The organism is Inhella inkyongensis, from assembly GCF_005952805.1.
Classification (GTDB): domain Bacteria; phylum Pseudomonadota; class Gammaproteobacteria; order Burkholderiales; family Burkholderiaceae_C; genus Inhella; species Inhella inkyongensis.
The window spans coordinates 3,552,729-3,572,457 of sequence record NZ_CP040709.1 but is presented as its reverse complement, the minus strand read 5'-3'; the positions used below and the strand labels follow the sequence as shown (position 1 = coordinate 3,572,457).

Annotated in this window: 15 protein-coding genes; 7 read left to right on the top strand and 8 right to left on the bottom strand. The window is 68.3% G+C overall.

All coding sequences use genetic code 11. From position 1 onward, the window contains the following. The first annotated feature begins 38 nt into the window (after positions 1-38). Positions 39-440, top strand: a complete 402-nt coding sequence (locus FF090_RS16785) for a type 1 periplasmic-binding domain-containing protein (RefSeq protein ID WP_138857819.1) — start codon at positions 39-41, stop codon at positions 438-440. Here FF090_RS16785 and FF090_RS16780 read toward each other — a convergent pair. Next, a complete protein-coding gene (locus FF090_RS16780; RefSeq protein WP_138857818.1) occupies positions 415-849 on the bottom strand; it encodes a GNAT family N-acetyltransferase in 435 nt (144 codons plus the stop codon). The two genes, FF090_RS16785 and FF090_RS16780, sit on opposite strands and share 26 nt — an antisense overlap. Beyond that, a complete protein-coding gene (locus tag FF090_RS16775) occupies positions 846-1,469 on the bottom strand; it encodes an FMN-binding negative transcriptional regulator (RefSeq protein ID WP_175423697.1) in 624 nt (207 codons plus the stop codon). Before FF090_RS16775 ends, FF090_RS16780 begins: the two co-directional genes overlap by 4 nt. 68 nt (positions 1,470-1,537) lie before the next feature. Here FF090_RS16775 and pdxR point away from each other — a divergent pair, with 68 nt between their 5' ends. The 5 genes from pdxR (at position 1,538) to FF090_RS16750 (ending at position 11,613) form a co-directional block, all read left to right on the top strand. Beyond that, complete coding sequence (gene pdxR, locus FF090_RS16770) at positions 1,538-3,013, top strand: MocR-like pyridoxine biosynthesis transcription factor PdxR (protein ID WP_217502996.1); 1,476 nt, start codon at positions 1,538-1,540, stop codon at positions 3,011-3,013. Between the two features lie 113 nt (positions 3,014-3,126). Then, positions 3,127-4,959, top strand: a complete 1,833-nt coding sequence (locus tag FF090_RS16765) for an FAD-dependent oxidoreductase (protein ID WP_138857816.1) — start codon at positions 3,127-3,129, stop codon at positions 4,957-4,959. Between the two features lie 638 nt (positions 4,960-5,597). Next, a complete protein-coding gene (locus tag FF090_RS16760; protein ID WP_138857815.1) occupies positions 5,598-7,427 on the top strand; it encodes a 2-oxoacid:acceptor oxidoreductase subunit alpha in 1,830 nt (609 codons plus the stop codon). Next, positions 7,424-8,479, top strand: coding sequence for a 2-oxoacid:ferredoxin oxidoreductase subunit beta (locus FF090_RS16755; protein WP_138857814.1), 1,056 nt, complete (start codon positions 7,424-7,426; stop codon positions 8,477-8,479). Before FF090_RS16760 ends, FF090_RS16755 begins: the two co-directional genes overlap by 4 nt. Before the next feature lie 11 nt (positions 8,480-8,490). Next, positions 8,491-11,613, top strand: a complete 3,123-nt coding sequence (locus tag FF090_RS16750) for a ligand-binding sensor domain-containing diguanylate cyclase (RefSeq protein ID WP_138857813.1) — start codon at positions 8,491-8,493, stop codon at positions 11,611-11,613. Positions 11,614-11,808: 195 nt separating this feature from the next. Here the strand turns inward: FF090_RS16750 and FF090_RS16745 are convergent, their stop codons facing one another. The 6 genes from FF090_RS16745 to cysK form a co-directional block, all read right to left on the bottom strand. Further along, positions 11,809-13,656: a tetratricopeptide repeat-containing diguanylate cyclase gene (locus FF090_RS16745; protein ID WP_138857812.1), complete on the bottom strand. Its 1,848-nt coding sequence runs from the start codon at positions 13,654-13,656 to the stop codon at positions 11,809-11,811. Positions 13,657-13,724: 68 nt separating this feature from the next. Then, positions 13,725-14,207 (bottom strand): hemerythrin domain-containing protein, encoded by a 483-nt coding sequence (locus FF090_RS16740; protein ID WP_138857811.1) that lies wholly within the window; start codon positions 14,205-14,207, stop codon positions 13,725-13,727. Between the two features lie 49 nt (positions 14,208-14,256). Next, positions 14,257-15,081, bottom strand: coding sequence for a formate dehydrogenase accessory sulfurtransferase FdhD (gene fdhD / locus FF090_RS16735; protein WP_217502995.1), 825 nt, complete (start codon positions 15,079-15,081; stop codon positions 14,257-14,259). Further along, positions 15,039-15,560 carry a hypothetical protein gene (locus FF090_RS19420; RefSeq protein WP_217502994.1) on the bottom strand — a complete coding sequence of 174 codons (522 nt, stop codon included), beginning with the start codon at positions 15,558-15,560 and terminating at the stop codon, positions 15,039-15,041. The genes fdhD and FF090_RS19420 overlap by 43 nt, the downstream gene beginning before the upstream one ends. An 11-nt stretch (positions 15,561-15,571) precedes the next feature. Next, on the bottom strand, positions 15,572-17,860 hold the full coding sequence (locus FF090_RS16730) for an FdhF/YdeP family oxidoreductase (RefSeq protein WP_138857809.1): 2,289 nt from the start codon (positions 17,858-17,860) through the stop codon (positions 15,572-15,574). Positions 17,861-17,982: 122 nt separating this feature from the next. Then, a complete protein-coding gene (cysK, locus tag FF090_RS16725) occupies positions 17,983-18,900 on the bottom strand; it encodes a cysteine synthase A (RefSeq protein ID WP_138857808.1) in 918 nt (305 codons plus the stop codon). 97 nt (positions 18,901-18,997) lie between these two features. Between cysK and FF090_RS16720 the strand changes: the two genes are divergently transcribed. Next, positions 18,998-19,597, top strand: coding sequence for an ANTAR domain-containing response regulator (locus FF090_RS16720; RefSeq protein ID WP_175423696.1), 600 nt, complete (start codon positions 18,998-19,000; stop codon positions 19,595-19,597). Positions 19,598-19,729 lie beyond the last annotated feature (132 nt).

Here is a 19,729-nt window from a genome sequence, read left to right as displayed (position 1 = left end):
GCAACGCGCTGGCCTCCATTAGTGTGAACAGGCCCTAGATGACCTTTGGCGCCATGGAGGCCGCGCAGGCGCAGGGCTTGGTGGCCGGGCGGGATCTGCTGTTCTCCGGCATCAACACCTCGGCCGAGGCCATGCAGGCCGTGGTGGACGGGCGATTGGCGGCCCTTTCGGGGGGGCATTTCCTCTGCGGCGCCTGGGCCTTGGTGCTGCTCCACGATCACCACCGGGGGCTGGACTTCATGAGCGAAGGCCTGGAACTGCAGCGGCCGATGTTCATGCTCTTTGATGCGCCCCAAGCGCGCCGCTTTTTGCAGCGCTTTGGCGACGGACAGGCGCTGGCGCTGGACTTCCGGCCCTATAGCAAGGCCCTGAATCCGGGCCTGAAGCGCTACCCCTTCCAGTTGGAAGGGCTGCTCAAAGCGGGTAGTCGTAGCGAATGAAGCCGCGGTGTTCCGCCACGCGGTCGTAAAGCGCGCGGGCGGTGGCGTTGTCGGCCTGCGTCAGCCAGTAGTAGCGCTGCGCGCCCTGTTGACGGGCGGCTGCCGCCACCGCGTCGATCAGGCATCGCCCCAGGCCTTGTCCGCGCGCCACGGGGGGCACGAAGAGGTCCTGCAAATAGCAGACCCGCTCGCCCCAGGTCGAGCCATGGAGCAGATAGTGCGCCAGGCCGACCAGTTGCTGACCTTGAGCCAGCACCAGACCCTGCACCTGTTGCGTCTGCAGGCGCTGCCAGGCAGCGTCGTACTCGGCGGCCGTTGTCTCGGTCTTGTAGAAGGCCTTGTAGGCTTCTGCCAGGCCTTGCCACTGCGGGCGATCGTCGGCCTGCAAGGGGCGCAGGACGGCGCTCATGCTGCGACCTCGTCGCCCGCCCCCGGGGTCAACAGCCCCAAGCGATCCATCCAACGGAGCAGGGCCGGATTGCGCTCAGCCAGGTAGTCGCCCATGCGGCGGCGCTCGCTGAAAGGGCGGCGCTGCGACAGCTTGGTGTGCGTGCGCACGGACTCGATGCGGATGCGGAAGCAACGGATCGCCCCCAGCTTGGCCTGCTGCTGGGCCGGTGGCAGCTCGGGCCATTGCGCGGCGTAGGCGGGGTCCACCTGGGCCACCAGGCGCATCAGCAGGGCCTCGGCGGCCGCCGGCTCGGTCTCCAGATGGATGTGGCCATCGATCTGCACGCCCAAGTGGTTCCAGGTCGGCACTTCGCGGCGGCTGTTGTAAACGCTGGGCGAGATATAGGCATGCGGGCCCTGGAACTGCACGCGCACCCGTCGCCCGGGATGCAAGTCGTCGGCATGGCGGGCCGCCAGATGAGCGTCCAGCCATTGGCCGCAGTCACTCAGAGCCAAAGGCAGGGTGTTGACCCGGGGCAGTCCGTCGGGGTCGTTGGCATCGGGGCGCAGCAACAGGCCCATGACTTCTTCACGGACCAGAGCCTGCCACAGCGGAGCGGGGGAGAGGGGATCGTTCATGCGCTGCATTCTTGAATTCAGCTTGGCTTGTTGAAAGATCCAAAATCAGCAAAAACCAAGGGGCCAAGTTGGATCGTCGAAACATCGGAGATTTGGAGCTGGATGCGGTCGGCTTTACGCTGCGGCGGACGCATGAGCGTGGCAGCGCATCGCTGAGCGATCAGTTGCTTCAGCAACTGCGCCAGCGTCTGGCCCAGGCGTCGCCGGGCAGCCGGCTGCCCTCCACCCGTGCCTTGGCCCAAGCCTTGGGGGTGTCGCGCAACACCGTGCTGCGAGCCTACGAGCGCTTGAGCGACGAAGGCCATGTGCAGGGCCAGCGGGGCGGCGGCAGCCGAGTGCGCCTGCCGCCGCCGGCCTCCGCCCAGCACGCGCCGGCCCGGAAGTCGGCGCTGCCCCTGCGCTGGTCCGGTCTCCCGGCGCCGCAGATCCGCCCCTGGCCGGCGCGCGCCTTCCGCACCGGCCTGCCGCCCCTCGACCTCTTTCCCTTCGAGGACTGGGCACGCCTGCAGCGCCAGACTTGGCGGCGCGCTGAGCGCGGTGAGTTGCAACTCGGCTATGCGCACCCGGCCGGCGAGCCTCGACTGCGCGAGCAGATTGCGCTGTGGCTGCGCCACGGGCGCGGCCTGCCCTGCACGCCCGAGCAGGTGGTGGTGACTTCGGGCGCTCAGCAGGGCATGGCCTTGGCCGCCCTGGCCTTGCTCGCCCCGGGGGATCTGGCGTTGTGCGAGTCGCCCGGCTACGCCTCGGCCTGGGCTGCCTTGCAGCTATCGGGCGCCCGGGTCATGGGGCTGCCGGTGGACGCGGCCGGCTTGCGGCCGCAGGCCCTGCAGGCCCTGCGCGGTGGCCGGCTGGTGATGGTGACGCCGGCCCACCAATGGCCCACCGGCGTCACCCTGGGCCTGGAGCGGCGCTTGGACCTGCTGGCCTGGGCCCAGCGCGAACAGGCCTGGGTGCTGGAGGACGACTACGCCGGCGAGTACCGCTTCGAGGGCACGCCGCTGCCGCCCCTGGCTAGCTTGGATCGCGCGGGGCGCTGCATCCACATTGGCAGTTTCTCCAAGCTGCTGCTGCCGGGCTTGCGCTTGGGCTATCTGGTGTTGCCGGCGGACCTGGTGGACGAGTTTGCGCGCCTGCGCCTGGCCCTGGACCGGCACGCGCCGCAGATCGAGCAGGAGGTGCTGGCGGAATTCATCGAGCAGGGTCAACTGGCGCGGCATCTGCGCCGCGCCCGGCGCGCCGCGGCGCAGCGTCGCGAGGCCCTGCAGCAGGCCTGGAAGCGGGCCTTTGGCGATCGGCTGCCGCTGCAGGCGCCGCCTTCGGGTCTGAACGCCTGCGTGCCGCTGACTGCTCCGGCCCAGGAGCAAAGGCTTCTGGCAGCGGCGCGCGCGGCCGGGGTGGAAATGGGTGGCTTGAACGAACTGCTTCGAACTTGCGCCCAACCCGGCGCACGCAGCGGGTTGCTGCTGGGATTTGGTGGTACGCCGCCGGCCGAGATCGAAGGCGCAGTGGCCACCCTGGCAAGGGTTTGGACCGCACTGGCGTAAGGGAAAGGCCGGCCCAGGGCGAAACCTGACGAAACCTAGACTGGGGTCAAAGACCGTGCCGGCGCTTTGACGTGCAATCGCGCGTTTTGCGTTGGTCGCAAGGAGACCCCTGCGTGCAGCCCAGTGATGTCAGCCATCCCGACTACTTCCACAAGGTGGTCGATTGCCAATGGGCCTGTCCGGCCCACACCCCGGTTCCCGAATACATCCGCCTGATCGCCCAGGGCCGCTTCGACGAGGCCTATATGGTGAACTGGGCCAGCAATGTGTTCCCAGGCATCCTGGGGCGCGTCTGCGATCGCCCCTGCGAGCCGGCCTGCCGGCGCGGCCGAGTGGAAGAGGAGAACCTCGCCAAGCCCGAGCCGGTGGCCATCTGCCGCTTGAAGCGCGTGGCCGCGGACCTGAAGGGCGACAGCGTGCGCGCCCTGATGCCTGCGCCCCTGCCCAAGAGCGCGCGCAACGGCAAAAAGGTGGCCTGTGTGGGCGCCGGCCCGGCCAGTCTCACCGTGGCGCGTGACCTCGCCACCCAGGGTTATGCGGTGACGGTGTTCGACGCCGAGGCCAAGGCCGGCGGCTTCATGCGCAGCCAGGTGCCGCGCTTTCGCCTGCCCGAGGAGGTGATCGACGAGGAAGTCGGCCATGTGCAGCATCTGGGCGTGGAGCTGCGCACCGGCCAGCGCATCGATTCCATGAAGACCCTGCTGGCCGAGGATTGGGACGCGGTGTTCGTGGGCTGCGGCGCCCCGCGTGGCCGCGACCTGGATCTGCCCGGCCGCTGGGACGCCAAGGGCCAGGTGCACATTGGCATCGACTGGTTGGCCTCGGTGAGCTTTGGCCATGTGGAGAAGGTCGGCAAGAAGGTGCTGGTACTGGGTGGCGGCAACACGGCCATGGACTGCTGCCGCTCGGCGCGCCGCCTGGGCGCCGAGAGCGTGCAGGTGCTGGTGCGCTCGACCTACGAGGACATGAAGGCTAGCCCCTGGGAAAAGGAAGATGCCGAGCACGAAGGCATCGCCATCCTGCCCTGCCATTCGCCGAAAGCCTTCCTGGTGGAGAACGGCGTGCTGGTGGGCATGCGTTTCGAGGTGGTCCAGTCGGTGTACGAGAACGGCCGGCGCAAGCTGGTGCCCAGCGGCCAGCCCGATGTGGACATGCCTTGCGACGAGGTGCTGATCGCCGTCGGCCAGGAGAACGCCTTCCCTTGGATTGAGCGCGATGCCGGCATCGCCTTTGACGAATGGGGCCTGCCGGTGCTGGATGCGGTGACCCACCAGAGCTCCAACCCGCGCGTGTTCTTCGGCGGCGATGCGGCCTTCGGCCCCAAGAACATCATCACCGCCGTGGCCCATGGGCATGAGGCGGCGGTGTCCATCGACCGCCTGTTGCATGGCGAGGACGTCACGCGCCGCCCGCCGCCGCATGTGAATCTGATGTCCCAGAAGATGGGCATCCACCAGTGGAGCTACGACAACGCCCCGACCCAGGATGCGCGCCACAAGGTGCCCTGGGCGGCGGCCGAAGCGGCGCTCAAGTCCATCAAGGTGGAGGTGGAGCTGGGCTTTGATGTGAAGACGGCGTTCAAGGAGGCGCAGCGCTGTTTGAATTGCGATGTGCAGACGGTGTTCACGGCCAAGACCTGCATCGAATGCGATGCCTGCGCCGACATCTGCCCGACCGACTGCATCAGCTTCACGCCCAATGCCGATTCGGAGGAGGGCCTGCAGTTGCGTGCTCCGCGCCTGCATGCGGACCAGGCGCTGATGGTCAGCGAACCCCTGAAGACCGGCCGTGTGATGGCCAAGGACGAGGATGTGTGCCTGCACTGCGGCCTGTGCGCCGAGCGCTGCCCCACCGGGGCCTGGGATATGCAGAAGTTCTTGTTGGTGACGACCAAGGCGGGGGCGGCTTGTCGGGATGCGACCTTGCGGGTCGGCGGTGCCAATTGAGCCCCTCGTTTTGCTTGAACCAGCCCGCCGGGATTTCGGCCCGGCGGCCGACCTACTTTCTTTGCTTCGCCAAAGAAAGTAGGCAAAGAAAGGCGACCCCGATGCGCAGCCCCTTGGCTTCGCCAAGGGGTCCCCTGCGATGCTCGCGAGCCAGAGCCGGCGCGGAACGCACTGCGCTCGCAAGCTCGCTCCGTTTGAACGGCCGCGCCGAGTCAGTGCTGGAGGCGCGCTGCGCGCGCGCTCTGGCCCGCTGCGCTTCTCGGCAGCGCATAGGGGACCCCGGGAAACGGCGCAGCTCTTGGCAGTCCGGGCTGTTCGGCTGTTGGTTGTTGGGGGTCCCCCTATGCCAAGCCGAGGAGCGCAGAAGAGCAGGCCAGCGCGCGCAGCGCGCCTCGTGCTCTGACTTGGCCCAACTGTTTGAACGAAGCGAACGCAGTGAGCGAAGTGAGTTTTGGGCCGGGCCTGCTCTTCGCGCACCGCAGGGAACCCCTGGCTCAGCCAGGGGCGCAGGCATCGGGGGTCGCCTTTCTCTTTCCCCCTTTCTCTTTGGCGAAGCAAAGAGAAAGGGGTCGGGGTTTGGGGTTGAAGACCCCAAGGGCTCTGAATAAAGCGCACACGCAGTTGAAAGCATTCACACCATGAAGCGCATCGAATCGACGAACGACTTCGTCATCAAATTCGCCAACATCAATGGCTCTGGCTCCGCGTCCGCGAACGAGCTGTTCGCAAGAGCCATCCTGCGCATGGGCGTGCCGGTGGCGCCGCGCAATATCTTCCCCAGCAACATCCAGGGCCTGCCCACCTGGTATGAGCTGCGTGTCACTGAGGCCGGCTGGTTGGGCCGGCGCGGCGGCGTGGACATGATGGTGGCCATGAACCCGCAGACCTGGGCGCAGGACGTCAAGGAGATCGAGCCGGGCGGCTATCTGTTCTACGACAGCACCAAGCCCATCGACTGCGGTCGCAGCGACATCACCGTGATCGGCATGCCGGCCACCGCGATCTGCAACGGCACCTACGAGGACGCGCGTCAGCGCACCCTGTTCAAGAACATCCTGGTGCTGGGCGCACTGGCCGAGCTGATGAGCGTGGAGCTCGCCGCCATCGAGCAGCTCTTTGCCGAGCAGTACAAGGGCAAGGAAAAGCTGCTGGACGGCAATGTGCGCGCCTTGCACGCAGGCGCCAGCTTTGCGCGCGAGCACCTGGGTCAGCATCAGGTGGGGCTGAAGGTGAAGCGCGCCGACCAGGTGGGCAATCGCATCTTTGTCGAGGGCAATGCGGCCAGCGCGCTCGGGATGGTCTATGGCGGCGCCACCGTGTGCGCCTGGTACCCGATCACCCCCAGCAGCTCGGTGGCTGAAGGCTTCCAGAGCTATTGCAAGAAGCTGCGCAGCACCGAAGACGGCGAGGCCAAGTACGCCATCGTGCAGGCCGAGGACGAGATCGCCTCGGTGGGCATGATCCTGGGCGCGGGCTGGAACGGCGCGCGCGCTTTCACCGCCACCTCGGGCCCCGGCGTTAGCCTGATGACCGAGTTCCTCGGCTTTGGCTACTTCGCCGAGGTTCCCTTCACCATCATCAATGTGCAGCGCGGCGGCCCCAGTACTGGCATGCCCACGCGCACCCAGCAGGCCGACCTGCTGGCCTGCGCCTACGCCAGCCATGGCGACACCAAGCATGTGATGCTCTTCCCCGAAGACCCGCACGAGTGCTTCGAGTTCAGCGCCACCGCGCTCGATCTGGCCGACCGCCTGCAGACCCCGGTGTTCGTGATGAGCGACCTGGACATCGGCATGAACCAGCGCCTGTGCGAACCCTTCCACTGGGACGACGCAAGGCGCTACGACCGTGGCAAGGTGCTTTCGGCCGCCGACCTGGAGGCTGGCAAGGAGTTCGCGCGCTACAAGGATCTGGACGGCGATTCCATCCCTTACCGCACCCTGCCAGGCACGCATCCCAAGCTGGGCAGCTACTTCACACGCGGCAGCACGCACAACGCACAGGCGGTCTACAGCGAGGCCGGCAGCGACTACATGTACATCTCGGATCGGCTGCAACGCAAGTTCCAGACCGCCGCCAAGATCGCCCCGCAACCGGCGGTGCGCGCCGCTGAAAAGCCCACGCGGCTGGGTGTCATCTATTACGGCAGCACCGCACCCTCGATGGACGAAGCCCTGGCCAGCCTGGCGGCCGACGACATCCACCTGGATGCGCTGCGCATGCGCGCCTTCCCCTTCCCGCAGTCGGTGAAGGATTTCATCCTGGCGCATGACGCCGTCTTCGTGGTGGAACAGAACCGCGACGGCCAGCTGCGCACCCTGCTCGTCAACGAGCTGGAGATCGACCCGGCGCGCCTGCGCAAGGTGCTGCACTTTGACGGCACGCCGATCACCGCGCGCTTCATCGCCGCAGCCATCACCAAACAAGTTCACGAACTGGCCGTCAGCCCCAAAGAGGTGAAGGCATGACCTACATCGCCAAACCCGCTCTGCATCACCCTACGCTGACCAAGAACAAGGTCGGCTACACCCGGCGCGACTACGAGGGCCGCATCTCCACCCTGTGCGCCGGCTGCGGCCACGACAGCATCAGCGCCGCCATCATCCAGGCCTGCTGGGAGCTGGACATTGCCCCGCATCGCGTGGCCAAGATGAGCGGCATCGGCTGCTCCAGCAAGACGCCGGACTACTTCCTCTCCGCCAGCCACGGCCTGAACAGCGTGCATGGGCGCATGCCTTCCTGCCTGACCGGCGCCTCGCTGGCGAATCGCGAGCTGCTCTACCTGGGCGTGAGCGGTGACGGCGATTCGGCTTCCATCGGTCTGGGCCAGTTCGCGCATGCGATGCGCCGCGGCGTGCCCATGGTCTACATCGTCGAGAACAACGGCGTCTACGGCCTGACCAAGGGCCAGTTCTCGCCCACGGCCGACAAGGGTAGCCAGAGCAAGAAAGGGGCGATGAACATCGACTCTGCCGTCGATCTGGTCTCCCTGGCCCTGCAACTGGGCGCCAGCTATGTGGCGCGCGGCTTCAGCGGCGACAAGGCCCAGCTGGTGCCGCTGATCAAGGGGGCAATGCGGCACGGCGGCGCGGCCTTCATCGATGTGATCAGCCCCTGTGTGGCCTTTAACAACCATGCCGGCAGCACACGCTCCTACGACCATGTGCGCGAGCACAACCAGGCCCTGAATCGCATCGACTTCATCGACCTGGCCCCCGAGGCCAAGGCCGAGCCGGGCGCGGGAGAGCTGCTCAGCCTGCCGCAGGCCGATGGCTCGCTGCTGCATCTGCGCAAGCTGCACGCCGCCCACGATCCCACCAGCCGGCTGGCGGCCATGACGACCATCCAGACCCTGCAGCAGCAGGGCGAGCTGCCCACAGGCTTGCTCTATGTGGACGCGCAGGCGCGCAATCTGCACCAGCAGTTGAAGATGGTGCCGGGGGCGCTGAACGCGCTGGACGAAGCGGCGCTCTGCCCCGGGGGCGCGCAGCTCGAACGCATCAACGCCGCGCTGCGCTAAGCGAAGCCGCCATGCGCGCCCTGCTCGTTCTGCTGCTGGCCCTGGTCTGCAGCGGCGCGCAGGCCGAGCGCCCGGCCTTGGCGGAGCCGCGCTTTGAACTGGTGAGCGACGGCGGCGTCATCACCGACGGGGTGGTCTCGGCCCTGGCGGTGGATGCCAAGGGCTTTCTGTGGATCGGCACCGCTGTGGGGCTGGTGCGCTTTGATGGCTATGAATTTCTGCCCTTGGCCCTGCCAGGGGCGCAGAGCCCCGCCACCGGAACCACCTTTGTGCGCAGCCTGCTGGCCGCGCGCGATGGCCGGTTGTGGATCGGCACCGACAGCGACGGCCTGGTCGTGCACGACCCCGCCACGGCGCAGTGGCAGTTCTTCCGCCCGGACCGGGGTTTTGTGCGGGGCACCGTGCGCGCCCTGGCCGAAGACAGGCAAGGCCGCATCTGGGCTGCCACGGTCGGGGGGGGCCTGCAAATGATCGAACCGGCCAACGGACGCATCACCCGTTGGGGAGTCGAGCAGGGCCTGCCCGACGACCGCGTGCAGTCGTTGTGGGTGGATCGGCAGGGCACGGTCTGGGCGGGCACCTGGTCGGGACTGGCGCGGCTGCGCCCGGGGCAGCCCCGATTTGAAATGGCGCCTCCGCCCATTGCGTTTGCAGGCCGGCTCGTCAGCGCCCTGTACCAGGACAGCAATGCGCGTCTGTGGGTGGGCACCCAAGGGGGGGATCTGGTGCGCGTGGATGCGCAGCTGCAGGGTCTGCAGGTGCTGGATTCGGCGGGTTCGGGCGCCGGGAGCATCAATGTGCTGGTGGACGTGGCTGGCGATGAAACCTGGGTGGGGCGCGCCAACGGGGTCGAGATCCGCCGTCGCAGCGACGGTTCCCTCCTGCGTCTGCTGCGGCAGAGCGTGAGCCGCCCCTGGGGTTTGGCGGGCTCGGACGTGCGCGCGATGGCGGTGGACGGCAGCGGAGTGCTGTGGGTCGGCAGTTACGGCGGTGGCCTGCAGCGCCATACCGAAGAGGGTTCCGCGGTCTGGGTGCGGCGGCCCGAAGCGCGCGAGGACTCGGTGCTGGGCGTGATCGACGCTCGCAGCCTGGTGGTGACGCCGGCCGGCGAGGTCTGGGTGGGTACCAATGACCGGGGCCTGGCCGTGCTGGATCTGAATCTGCAGCTGCGGGCCGAGATCCGGCCAGCGGCCCAGGGCTATCGCGGGGGGCGAGTAGGGGGATTGGCACTGGACGGTGCGGGTCGCATATGGGCCGGCAGCGATGAAGGGGTGGCCCTGTTCGAGGCCAGCAGCCGTCGCTGGTTGCGGCAGTACTCGCTGGGGCGCGGTCGGGTGCGCATCTTGCTGGCCAGCCGCGATGGGGCGGTCTTGGCCGGCACCCAGGATGGCCTGTACCGCTGGCAACCCGGGCAGGCCGAGTTTGAACGCCTGGGCCTGCCGGGCAACCAGCCCCTCAAGGGGGATGTCAATGCGCTCGCTCAAGGCGCGGATGGCGCTGTTTGGGTGGGCGGGGAATTGGGCCTCTACCGCCTGGAGCCAGGGGCGCAGAGTTTGCTGTCGATCGAGTCCTCGGCGGGTGAGGGCCTGCTCGATCAGACCGTGCTAGGTCTCTTGGTGGATGAGCGCCAGCAACTGTGGGTGGACACCTCGGCCGGCCTGCACCGCATGTTGGCGTGGCAGGGCGGGCAGGCGCGCTTTGAGGCTCTCAGCCCTCGCATCGGTCAGGCCGGCAAGTCCTTTGGCGCGAATTTGGAGCAGGACGCGGCCGGACGCATCTGGACCCATCGGGGGGCCTACGACCCGCAGAGTCAACAGTTCGAAGGACTCAGCAGCGCCGATGGCGTGGACATCGGGACCGGCTGGTTCCGCTCCCACGCGCGGCTGCCGGATGGCCGCTTGCTGTTCGGCGGCAGCCGGGGGCTTTTGGTGGTGGACCCGGCGCGCTTCAAGCCTTGGCGTTACGAGCCGGCCATCGAGGCCAGCGAGCTGCGCATCGATGGGGTGAGCGTGCCGCTCTCGCGCCTGCAGCCCGCACTGCAGCTGGGACCGGAGGAACGCAGCTTCACGCTGGAGTACACCGCCATGGACTTCAGCATGCCGGTGCGCAATCGCTATCGCCATCGGCTGGAAGGGCACCAGAGCGAATGGATCGAGGGCGATGCCAACGAGCGCTCGGTCAGCTATGGCGGGCTGGCCCCGGGGCGCTACACCTTGCGCGTGCAAGGCAGCAATCGCAACGGCGTGTGGAGCCGCAAGGAGCTGGCGGTGGCGATCGAGGTGTCGCCGCAATGGTGGCAGACCTGGTGGGCGCGCGGCCTGACCCTGGTCGGCCTGCTGGGCCTGATCGGCTTTGCGGTGCAGATCCGCACCCGTCTGTTGCGCCTGCGCCAGGCGGCGCTGGAACAACGTGTGCTGGAGCGCACGGAGGCCCTGGCCTCCGCCACCGCCGCTTTGGAAGAAAAGAGCCGGGCCCTGGAGGACAGCGCCCTGACCGACCCGCTCACCGGCCTGCGCAACCGACGCTTTGTGATCGAGCGCCTGGACGACGATTTGCGCCTGGTGCAGCGGCAGTTGGAGGAGGCGCAACGCCGGGGCCTGGCGCCGCCGGTCGACACCGACCTGTGCCTGTTCATGATCGACATCGACCACTTCAAGCAGGTCAACGACCAGCACGGGCACGCGGCGGGCGATGCGGTGCTGGTGCAGATGCGCGAGCGGCTGCAGCGGGTGTTCCGCGAATCCGACTACCTGGTGCGCTGGGGCGGCGAGGAGTTCCTGGTGGTGGCCCGCGGCAGCAACCGCGCGGGAGCCGCCGAACTGGCCGAGCGTGTGCGTCGCCATGTGGCCGAACAACCTTTTGACTTGGGCCAAGGCCGCACGCTGGGTCGGACCTGCTCGATCGGCTTTGCCTGCTTCCCGCTGCAGCAGTCGCAGCCGCGTGCCACTGGCTGGGCCATCGTGCTCGACCTGGCCGATGCCGCGCTCTATCGCGCCAAGCGATCGGGGCGCAATCGCTGGGTCGGGGTGCTGCAGGCGCACGGCTTGGACGAAGCCGGCTTGCGCGCCAGTCTGGATGCGCTGGCCAATGCCGATGCCGCGGCCCCGGCCGGGTTGGAGCTGATCAGCAGCTAGGGAGGGTCTGCAAACCCCCCATCGCCCGAAAAGTCTTTGGCCCGCCAGGGTTTGCGAGATAACCGGCCGTCTCGGTCGTTGGCGCGCTCGGCTGTTGGACTGCGAGTCCGACCTTCGCACGCCGCCGGCGCGCAAAAGCGCCGGCGCTCGGGTAGGCACAAACAGTCCGCTGGACTGTTTGTGTCCGACCTCGCTCTACGATCCGGCCGGTTCTCTCGCAAACGCGGGCTGCACGGGGTCTTGCAGACCCTCCCCAGCGAAAGTGGCCGCGCCGGGTACCAGCACCGAGCCGCGTTGCGCCCGCTTGGCCAGCAACAGCAATTGATCGGCGCCACGCAGCAACGCGCTGGGTGAGGGCGCGGTCAGCGTGGAGTCGGTGACACCGGCTGAAAAGCTCAGGCCGACCAACTGCCCACCATCGTCCAGCGCAAACACCTGCTGCTTCCAGGCTGCCAGCAGCTGCTGCACCTTGAGCTGCGCATCGGCTGCCGAGGTGCCTGGCATGAGCAGGCAGAACTCCTCGCCGCCGTAACGGAAGGCCTGGTCGCTGCGGCGCAGATGCGCGCGCAGCAACTGGCCCAGGCCGGCCAGGATCTGGTCGCCCACCGGATGACCGTGCTCGTCGTTGACGCGTTTGAAGTGATCCAAATCGATCACCACCACCGCCAGCGGGCTGCCCTCGCGCAGTGCCATGGCCAGCAGGGCGGGCAGGCTGTCGTTGAGCTGGCGCCGATTGGCCAGGCCCGTCAGCACGTCCTGGGTGGCTTGTGCGCGCAGTTGGGCCTGCAGGGCCTCCACCTCGGCCATCTTGCGCGACAAGCGCTCATTGGCCTCGGCCAACAAGGTGCGTGCGCGTTCGGCGGCCAGTCGCTTGCTCTCCTGGTCCTCCAGACGCTGCTGCAGCGCCAACAGCTCGGTCTGCAACATGGCAGCCTGGTAGCGGGCGGCGGAGGCCAAGCGGGCCCGCTCTGCCTGCAGGCCTTGGGCCCAGTGCAGGGCGCGCAGGGCGGCCGGCGCATCGCCCAGGGCTTCCTGCAGTTCGGCCTCCAGCGCGGCATGGTTGCAGCGCATGCGCAGGCTGGGGCGCTCGTCCCCCTCGGCATCCAACTGGCCCGCGACCGCCCCCAGTTCTCGCAGGCCATGCGCCGGGTCGCCCGCGAGCTTGGCCGCCAGGGCGCGCCCCAGCGCCAGCTCTACGCGGTCATCGGGCAGTTGCTGGGCCGGATCCACACGCGCCATCAGGGCCTGGGCCAATGCGCTGTTGCCCGCGCGCAAGGCCCCCAGGGCCAGGGCCTCGAAGTGCATGGGCACCAGACCGCGACCGCTGGGGTCGTTGGCGGCGGCGCCAATGGCCTGAATGTCGGGCAGGGCCTCGCTGGCGCGACCCAGTTCGGTGAGTGCGATCACCCGGTTCACGAGCAGTACGGTGTGCATGCGGCCATGGGCCACGCCGACCATGCGCTCCAGCCCGCGTTCGACCTGGCGCAGGGCCTCATGGAAATCGCCCAGCTCGATCAACTCGTGCGAGAGATTGCAGTGCAAGGCGGTGTCAAAGCCCTGGCCGCGCTTGGGACCGGCGTCGCGCAGGGCCTGGTACATATAAGCGAAGGCCTGCTCACTCTGACCCTGGGCCGAGTAGCAGCCTGCAATGGCATTGAGCAGCACGCCACGCTGCTCGTTGCGCAGCAATTGCAGGCCTTCGTCGCGCAGCGGCATCAGCAGGGCCTGCGCCTGCTGGACCCGCCCCTGACGCCAGAGCGCGCGCGCGCAACCCGCCAATGCCAGCACCTCGCCGGCACGCTCTTGCTGGGCCGCAAAGGCCTGGGCCGCCTGCCCAAGCACCTGCTCGGCCTGGGCCGGCGCGGCGAAGTACAGGCGGTGAAATCCTTGGGCCAGCAGGGCCCAGGCCTGAGCGGGTGCATCCTGGTCGGCCCGCGCACGCAGCAGCGCGCGCTCGCTCAGGTTCAACGACAGACCGGCATCGGCATGCAATTGGCGCCAGGCACGTCGGGCCAGCGCGAGGGCGGGGGTGGACTTCAACATGGGGCGCGAGGCTATCCGAGCTGCGGCCGGATGAACATCGCCCCAAAAGGGGGGGTCAGCCGCCGTCGTTAACCACAGTGGCTGCCGCAGCCCTTGGGGGCGTTCGCGCCTGCCGGAACCGGCTCGCCCTGCGCCGGGTCAAATCCCAGCTGTTGCATGGTGAACACCAGGGCCGCGTCCATCATCTCGGCGTGTTGCGGGAACCACTCGGCCAGCGCCGGCACCAGGCGCTGCAGGGGCTCGAACTCGCCCTTGTCCACGGCCGCTTTGCGCACCTCGCGGGCCAGCTCCAGCACCATGTCGTGCTGGCGGCTGTGGCAGTTCTGCGGCTCGAACTTGCAGGCGGCCATCCAGCCCTCCTCCATCGCGAAGTGCTGCTCGGTATGGGCCAGCAGCGCGTCGAAGGCGGGCAGGGCGGCCAGGCCCTGATCGGCCACGGCGGCCAGGGCGTTCAGCAGTTCGACGAACTCCTGGTGGGTGCGGTCGATCTCGGGCTGTTGCAGGGCGAGGGCATCGCTCCAAGCGAGGGTGACATTCAGGGCGGTACTCATGGTGGCATTGTCCCAGGCCGCTCCGGGGCGGCCTGAACCCAGGTCAAGCTCAGGCGTAGCGCGTGTGCCGCCCTTCGCGGGCGAAACCGTAGAGCGCCAGCCCGCAGGCCTGGGCTGCCCGCAGGGCGAGCGCCGTGGGCGCCGAGATCGCCACCAAGGCCGGCAGCCCGACGCGCGCCGCTTTGTGCACCAGTTCAAAGCTGGCGCGGCTGCTCATCAGCACAAAGCCCTGGGCCGGGTCCTGATGCGTGCGCGCCAGCAGCCCGATCAGCTTGTCCAGCGCACAGTGCCGGCTCACGTCTTCGGTCGCCAACAGGATCTCGCCCGCCGCGCTGCACCAGGCGGCAGCATGGGCACCACCGGTGGCGGCGTTCAGCGGCTGGTGGGCGGGCAGGGCCTGCAGCGCGCGCGCAATCGCACCGTCCTCCAGGGCCAGGGTTGTTAGCGCTCGTTCCGGCAGGGCCAACAAGGTCTGCTGGTCCTCAATGCCGCACAAGCCGCAGCCACCCGGTGCAGCCCCAAAGCGCCGCCGCGCCCGCAGCGGCGCCATGCGTGCCTCGGGCAAGCTGATCAGCACCGACAGCCCCGCGCCCGTGGGCAGGGCATGCAACTCCTGAATCTCGTCGGCGCGCTCGATCAGGCCCTCGCTCAAGGTAAAGCCCAAGGCCAGCTCTTCCCCCTGCAGCGGCGTGGCCATCAGGGTCAGCGCCACCTCGTCGTTGAAGACCAGGGTGACGGGGGTCTCTTCAATCAGGGCGTCGGAACCGCCGGGGCTATGGCCAAGGGCGAAGGCTTCGGGGCTGGGGCGGGCCCAATCGATGTCGGCTGGATTCAAGACCGATCGCGCCGCAGCCAGCGCCAGGCTCTGACCCACAGGTTCGCCTCCCAGGCCATGATCTTGGCGGCCCAGGCGGGCATGCCTTCCTGCTCCAGTTGCTGCCGGGCCGCCTCGGGGGTCTTGCGGCCCTGGAGGACCGCGCGATAGACCATCACGCCCAATTTGATCTCCAGCAGCAGCAGGGCGGCCAGGCCCAGGTTGCGCAGCCAGGCCACCTCGCGCAGCAAATATTGATGCTCGGCCGGCACCAGCTTGCCCGTGGCCCAGTGGGCGAGACAAGAGAGGCCGGCGGCCTTGATCCGGGCGACCTTGCCCTGGGTGCGGTAGCACCAGGCATAGAGCAGCGGCAGCACCAGCGCGAAGTCGATCAGCAGTGCGGCTTCCAGCCATTGCGGCTCGCCCCAGCCGCCGAAGAACACCGAGGCCAGATCGCCCAGCACGATGGCAGCGGCCAAGGGCAGGAACCAGTGGCGCTTCAGCCAGGGGCGGGTGTCGGGTGGAAGGGTGATCGTCACAGGGGGCTCCATCAAACGACTGGATGCAGGCGCACCGGCAGGGCCTTGGCTGCCGGGGTGCGTGCGCCCTTGGCCACCAGGCCGGTGGGAACCAGGGGCGTGGCCTCGGGGAAGTAGGCGGCGGCGCAGCCCGGGGCCATTTCCAGCTTCCGCACTTCAAACCCGCGCAGCCAGCGGGTTTGGCCGTCGTCGATGGCCAGGCCCTCGACGTCCACCTTCTGCCCCTCGTGCAGGCCCAGGCGGGTGATCTCGGCAGGGCTCAAAAACACCACCTCGCGCGTGCCAAAGACATTGCGGTAGCGGTCGTCCTGGCCATAGACCGTGGTGTTGAACTGGTCGTGGCTGCGCACCGTCATCAGGCTGAGCACGCGGGCGTGCTCGCTCGCGGGTAAGCCAGCCTTGGCGCGCGCCAGCACACCCTCAGTGGGCAGGGCATGGGGCATCAGCTTCGCGCGGCCGCCGGCATTGCGCCACTCGCGCCGCGCGGCCGCATTGGGAAGCCAGAAGCCACCCGGTTGCTGCAGCTTGGCATTGAAGTTCTCGAAGCCTTCGAACACGCCCTGCTGGCAGCGCTCGATCAGCGCGCGGATGCGGTCATAGTCTTGGATCAGATGCAGCCAGGGCACCGAGCCATCGTGCAGCAGCGCATGGCCGAGCTGGGCCACGATGGCCGGCTCGCTGCGCATCTCGTTCGACAGTGGGGTCTGCATGCCCTTGGAGGCATGCACCATGCTCATCGAGTCCTCGACGCTGACGCGTTGCTCGTGACCGTCTTGCCGGTCGATGTCGGTGCGCGCCAGGCAGGGCAGCAGCAAGCCCGTGCGCCCGGGGTGCAGATGGGTGCGGTTGGGCTTGGTGGCGATGTGCAGGGTGAAGGGCGTGCGGCTGAGCGCGGCCAGCACGGCCGGGGCGTCGGCGCCGGCCACCGCGAAATTGCCGCCCAGGCTCAGGAGACCCTGCAGGCTGCCATCCAGCAGGCCCTGGGCCGTGCCCAGGGCGTCGAGGCCGCGCTCGCGCGTGAGACGCAGTCCCGGCAGGGTGGCCTCCTGGTTGGCAATCCAGCGCTCCGGCACGGCAAAGGTGCAGCCCATGGTGCGGTCGCCCTGCACATTGCTGTGGCCGCGCACCGGCACCACGCCGGTGCCCGGCTTGCCGATCATGCCGCGCAGCAGCTGCAGGTTCACCAGGGTCTGGATGGTGGCCACCGCGTCTTCGTGGTGTGTGAGGCCCATGCACCAGGTGATGAGGGTCGCGCGCGAGCGCGCCAGCTCGTCGGCCAGCTGGTGGAGGGCCTCGCGGCTCAGGCCCGAGTCCGCTTCGATGCGTTGCCAGTCTTCGCCGCGCAGGTCGGCCAGCAGGGCTTCGAAGCCTTCGCAGTGCTCGCGGATGAAGGCGAGGTCAAAGATCGACTGACCTTGGGCTTCGAGCTCCACCCAGCGTTTGGCCACGCCCTTGAGCGCGGCCAGGTCGCCGCCGACCTTGACGGTGTAGACCGTCTTGGCCACGCGGTGCCCGGTGTTGGTGAGCATCTCGCCCACATCCTTGGGGTCGGCAAAGTTGACGAATCCGCGCTCCACCAGCGGGTTCATGGCGAGCACGGTGGCACCGCGTTTGCTCGCGGCGTGCAGGGTGCCCATCAGGCGCGGGTGGTTGGTGGCGGGGTTCTGGCCAACCACCAGGATGCAGTCGGCCAGTTCGAAGTCGCTGAGCTGGGCCGTGCCCTTGCCCACACCGATCTGCTCTTTGAGCGCCAGGCCCGAGGGTTCGTGGCAGAGGTTGCTGGAGTCGGGCAGATTGGCCGAGCCGTAGGCGCGTGCCAGCAACTGCCACAGAAAGGCGGCCTCGTTGCTGGCGCGGCCCGAGGTGTAGAAACTCACGCGGGTGGGTTCCAGCGCGCGCAGCTCGGTGGCGGCCAGCTGCAGGGCATCCACCCAGGCAATGGGCTCGTAGCGGTCGGTCTGGGCGTTGTAGCGCAGCGGCTCGGTCAGCCGCCCGACGGCCTCGATGTCGCGCTCGCGCCATTGGCGCAGCTCGGTCAGCGTGTGCTGGGCAAAGAAGGCGGCGTCGGCTTTTCGAGGCGTCATCTCCCAGGCAATCGCCTTCTGGCCCTGCTCGCAAGAGTCGGGGCCGAAGCTGCCGGGGCGGTCCGGGAAGGCGCAGCCCGGGCAGTCGAAGCCTTCGGGCTTGTTGGCCTTCAAAAAGCTACGCACCACCTTGAGCGGGATGCCTTGCTCGGAAAAGGCATCAAAGGCCGCCTTGACGGCGCCCCGGCCACCGGCCGGTTGATTGGTTTCAGCCATATAACTTGGCGACGCCTGGTAGGCAGACCGCACACATCTTCAAGGGGCCGCCGTGGAACCGGCTTTGCCGGGCCACTGGCGGCGCCCCCTGGGGGGAGGCGCCGAAGGCGCATCGGGGGGGATCACGTTGGCAGGAAGCCTTCGACCGACAGGTAGCGCTCGCCGGTGTCGTAGTTGAAGCCCAGCACACGCGCGCCAGGCTTGAGCTTGGGCAGCTGCTGCTCAATGGCGCGCAAGGTGGCGCCGCTGCTGATGCCCACCAGCATGCCTTCCTCGCGGGCGCAGCGGCGCGCCATCTCGCGTGCGGCCTCGGCGTCGACCTGGATCACGCCATCCAGTAGATCCACATCCAGGTTCAGCGGGATGAAGCCGGCGCCGATGCCCTGGATGGGGTGGGGAGAAGGCTGGCCGCCGCTGATGACCGGGCTGGCGGCCGGTTCCACCGCAAACACCTGCAGCTGGGGCCAGCGCTGCTTCAAAACCCGCGCGCAGCCGGTGATGTGGCCGCCCGTGCCCACCCCGGTGATGAGGGCGTCCAGGCCCTCGGGGAAGTCGCGCGCGATCTCCTCGGCCGTGGTGCGCACATGCACATCGATATTGGCCGGGTTCTCGAACTGCTGCGGCATCCAGGCGCCGGGAATGGTTTCCAGCAGCTCCTGGGCCTTGGCAATGGCGCCCTTCATGCCCTTCTCGCGCGGGGTCAGCTCGAAGCTGGCGCCATAGGCCAGCATCAGGCGGCGGCGCTCGATGCTCATGCTGTCGGGCATCACCAGGATCAGCTTGTAGCCCTTGACGGCGGCCACCATGGCCAGGCCCACGCCGGTGTTGCCCGAGGTGGGCTCGACGATGGTGCTGCCGGGCTTGAGCAGGCCGCTGCGTTCGGCGTCCTCGACCATGGAGAGCGCGATGCGGTCCTTGATCGAACCGCCTGGATTGGCCCGCTCGGCCTTGATCCAGACCTCTGCGCCTGCCCCAAACAGGCGGTTGATGCGCACATGCGGGGTGTTGCCAATGGTGTCGAGGATGGACTGCGCTTTCATAGGGACTCCGGAGGTCTCGGCCAACAAGGCTGCCAATGTAGCGAGCTTGACCGGATTGGGCAGGGTTCCTGGCACGAAACCTGCGCATCCTGGGGGCATGAACCCTCCGGCCCCTCCCTTTTTGCGCGTCCTGCTGGTGGACGATGGCGCGCACCGTGTGCGCTTGATTGCCGAGACCCTGGTGCGCCAGGGCCATGAGGTGCTGGCCGTGCTGGACGAGGCCACGCGCATCCATGAGGTGGTGCAGCGCCAGCGGCCCGATCTGGTGATCGTGGATGCCGAAGCCCCGGGGCGCGACACCCTGGAGCACCTGGCCACCCTGCACGAGGAAATGCCGCGCCCGGTGCTGATGTTTGCCGAGTGCGGTGCCGCGCCCACGGTGCGGGCCGCGCTGCGTGCGGGCGTCAGCGCTTATGTGGTGGCGGGTCTGCAGCCCGAGCGCCTGGAAGCCGTGATGCAGGTGGCCTGTGCACGCTTCGAGCAGGAGCGCGCGCTGCGCGATGAACTGGCCGGGGTGCAACTGGAACTGGCAGGGCGCAAGCAGATCGAACGCGCCAAGGGCTTGCTGATGCAGGAGCAGGGCCTGAGTGAGGACGCCGCTTACCGTCGCCTGCGCCGTCTGGCCATGGACCGGAGCGAGACCCTGGCCGCGGTGGCCCAGCGTTTGATCGAAGCGGCGCAGCTGCTGCGCTCTTAGTGCTCCTGTTCCGGGCAGGCCGCCCCAGTTTGAGGCGGCACTTGCACCAGGCTGGCGCGAGGCCGGTGCGAATGGCCGGTGTTCTCCTTGGCACAGGGCTTGCGTACAGCAGGGCATCCCCCGCAAGGGCGT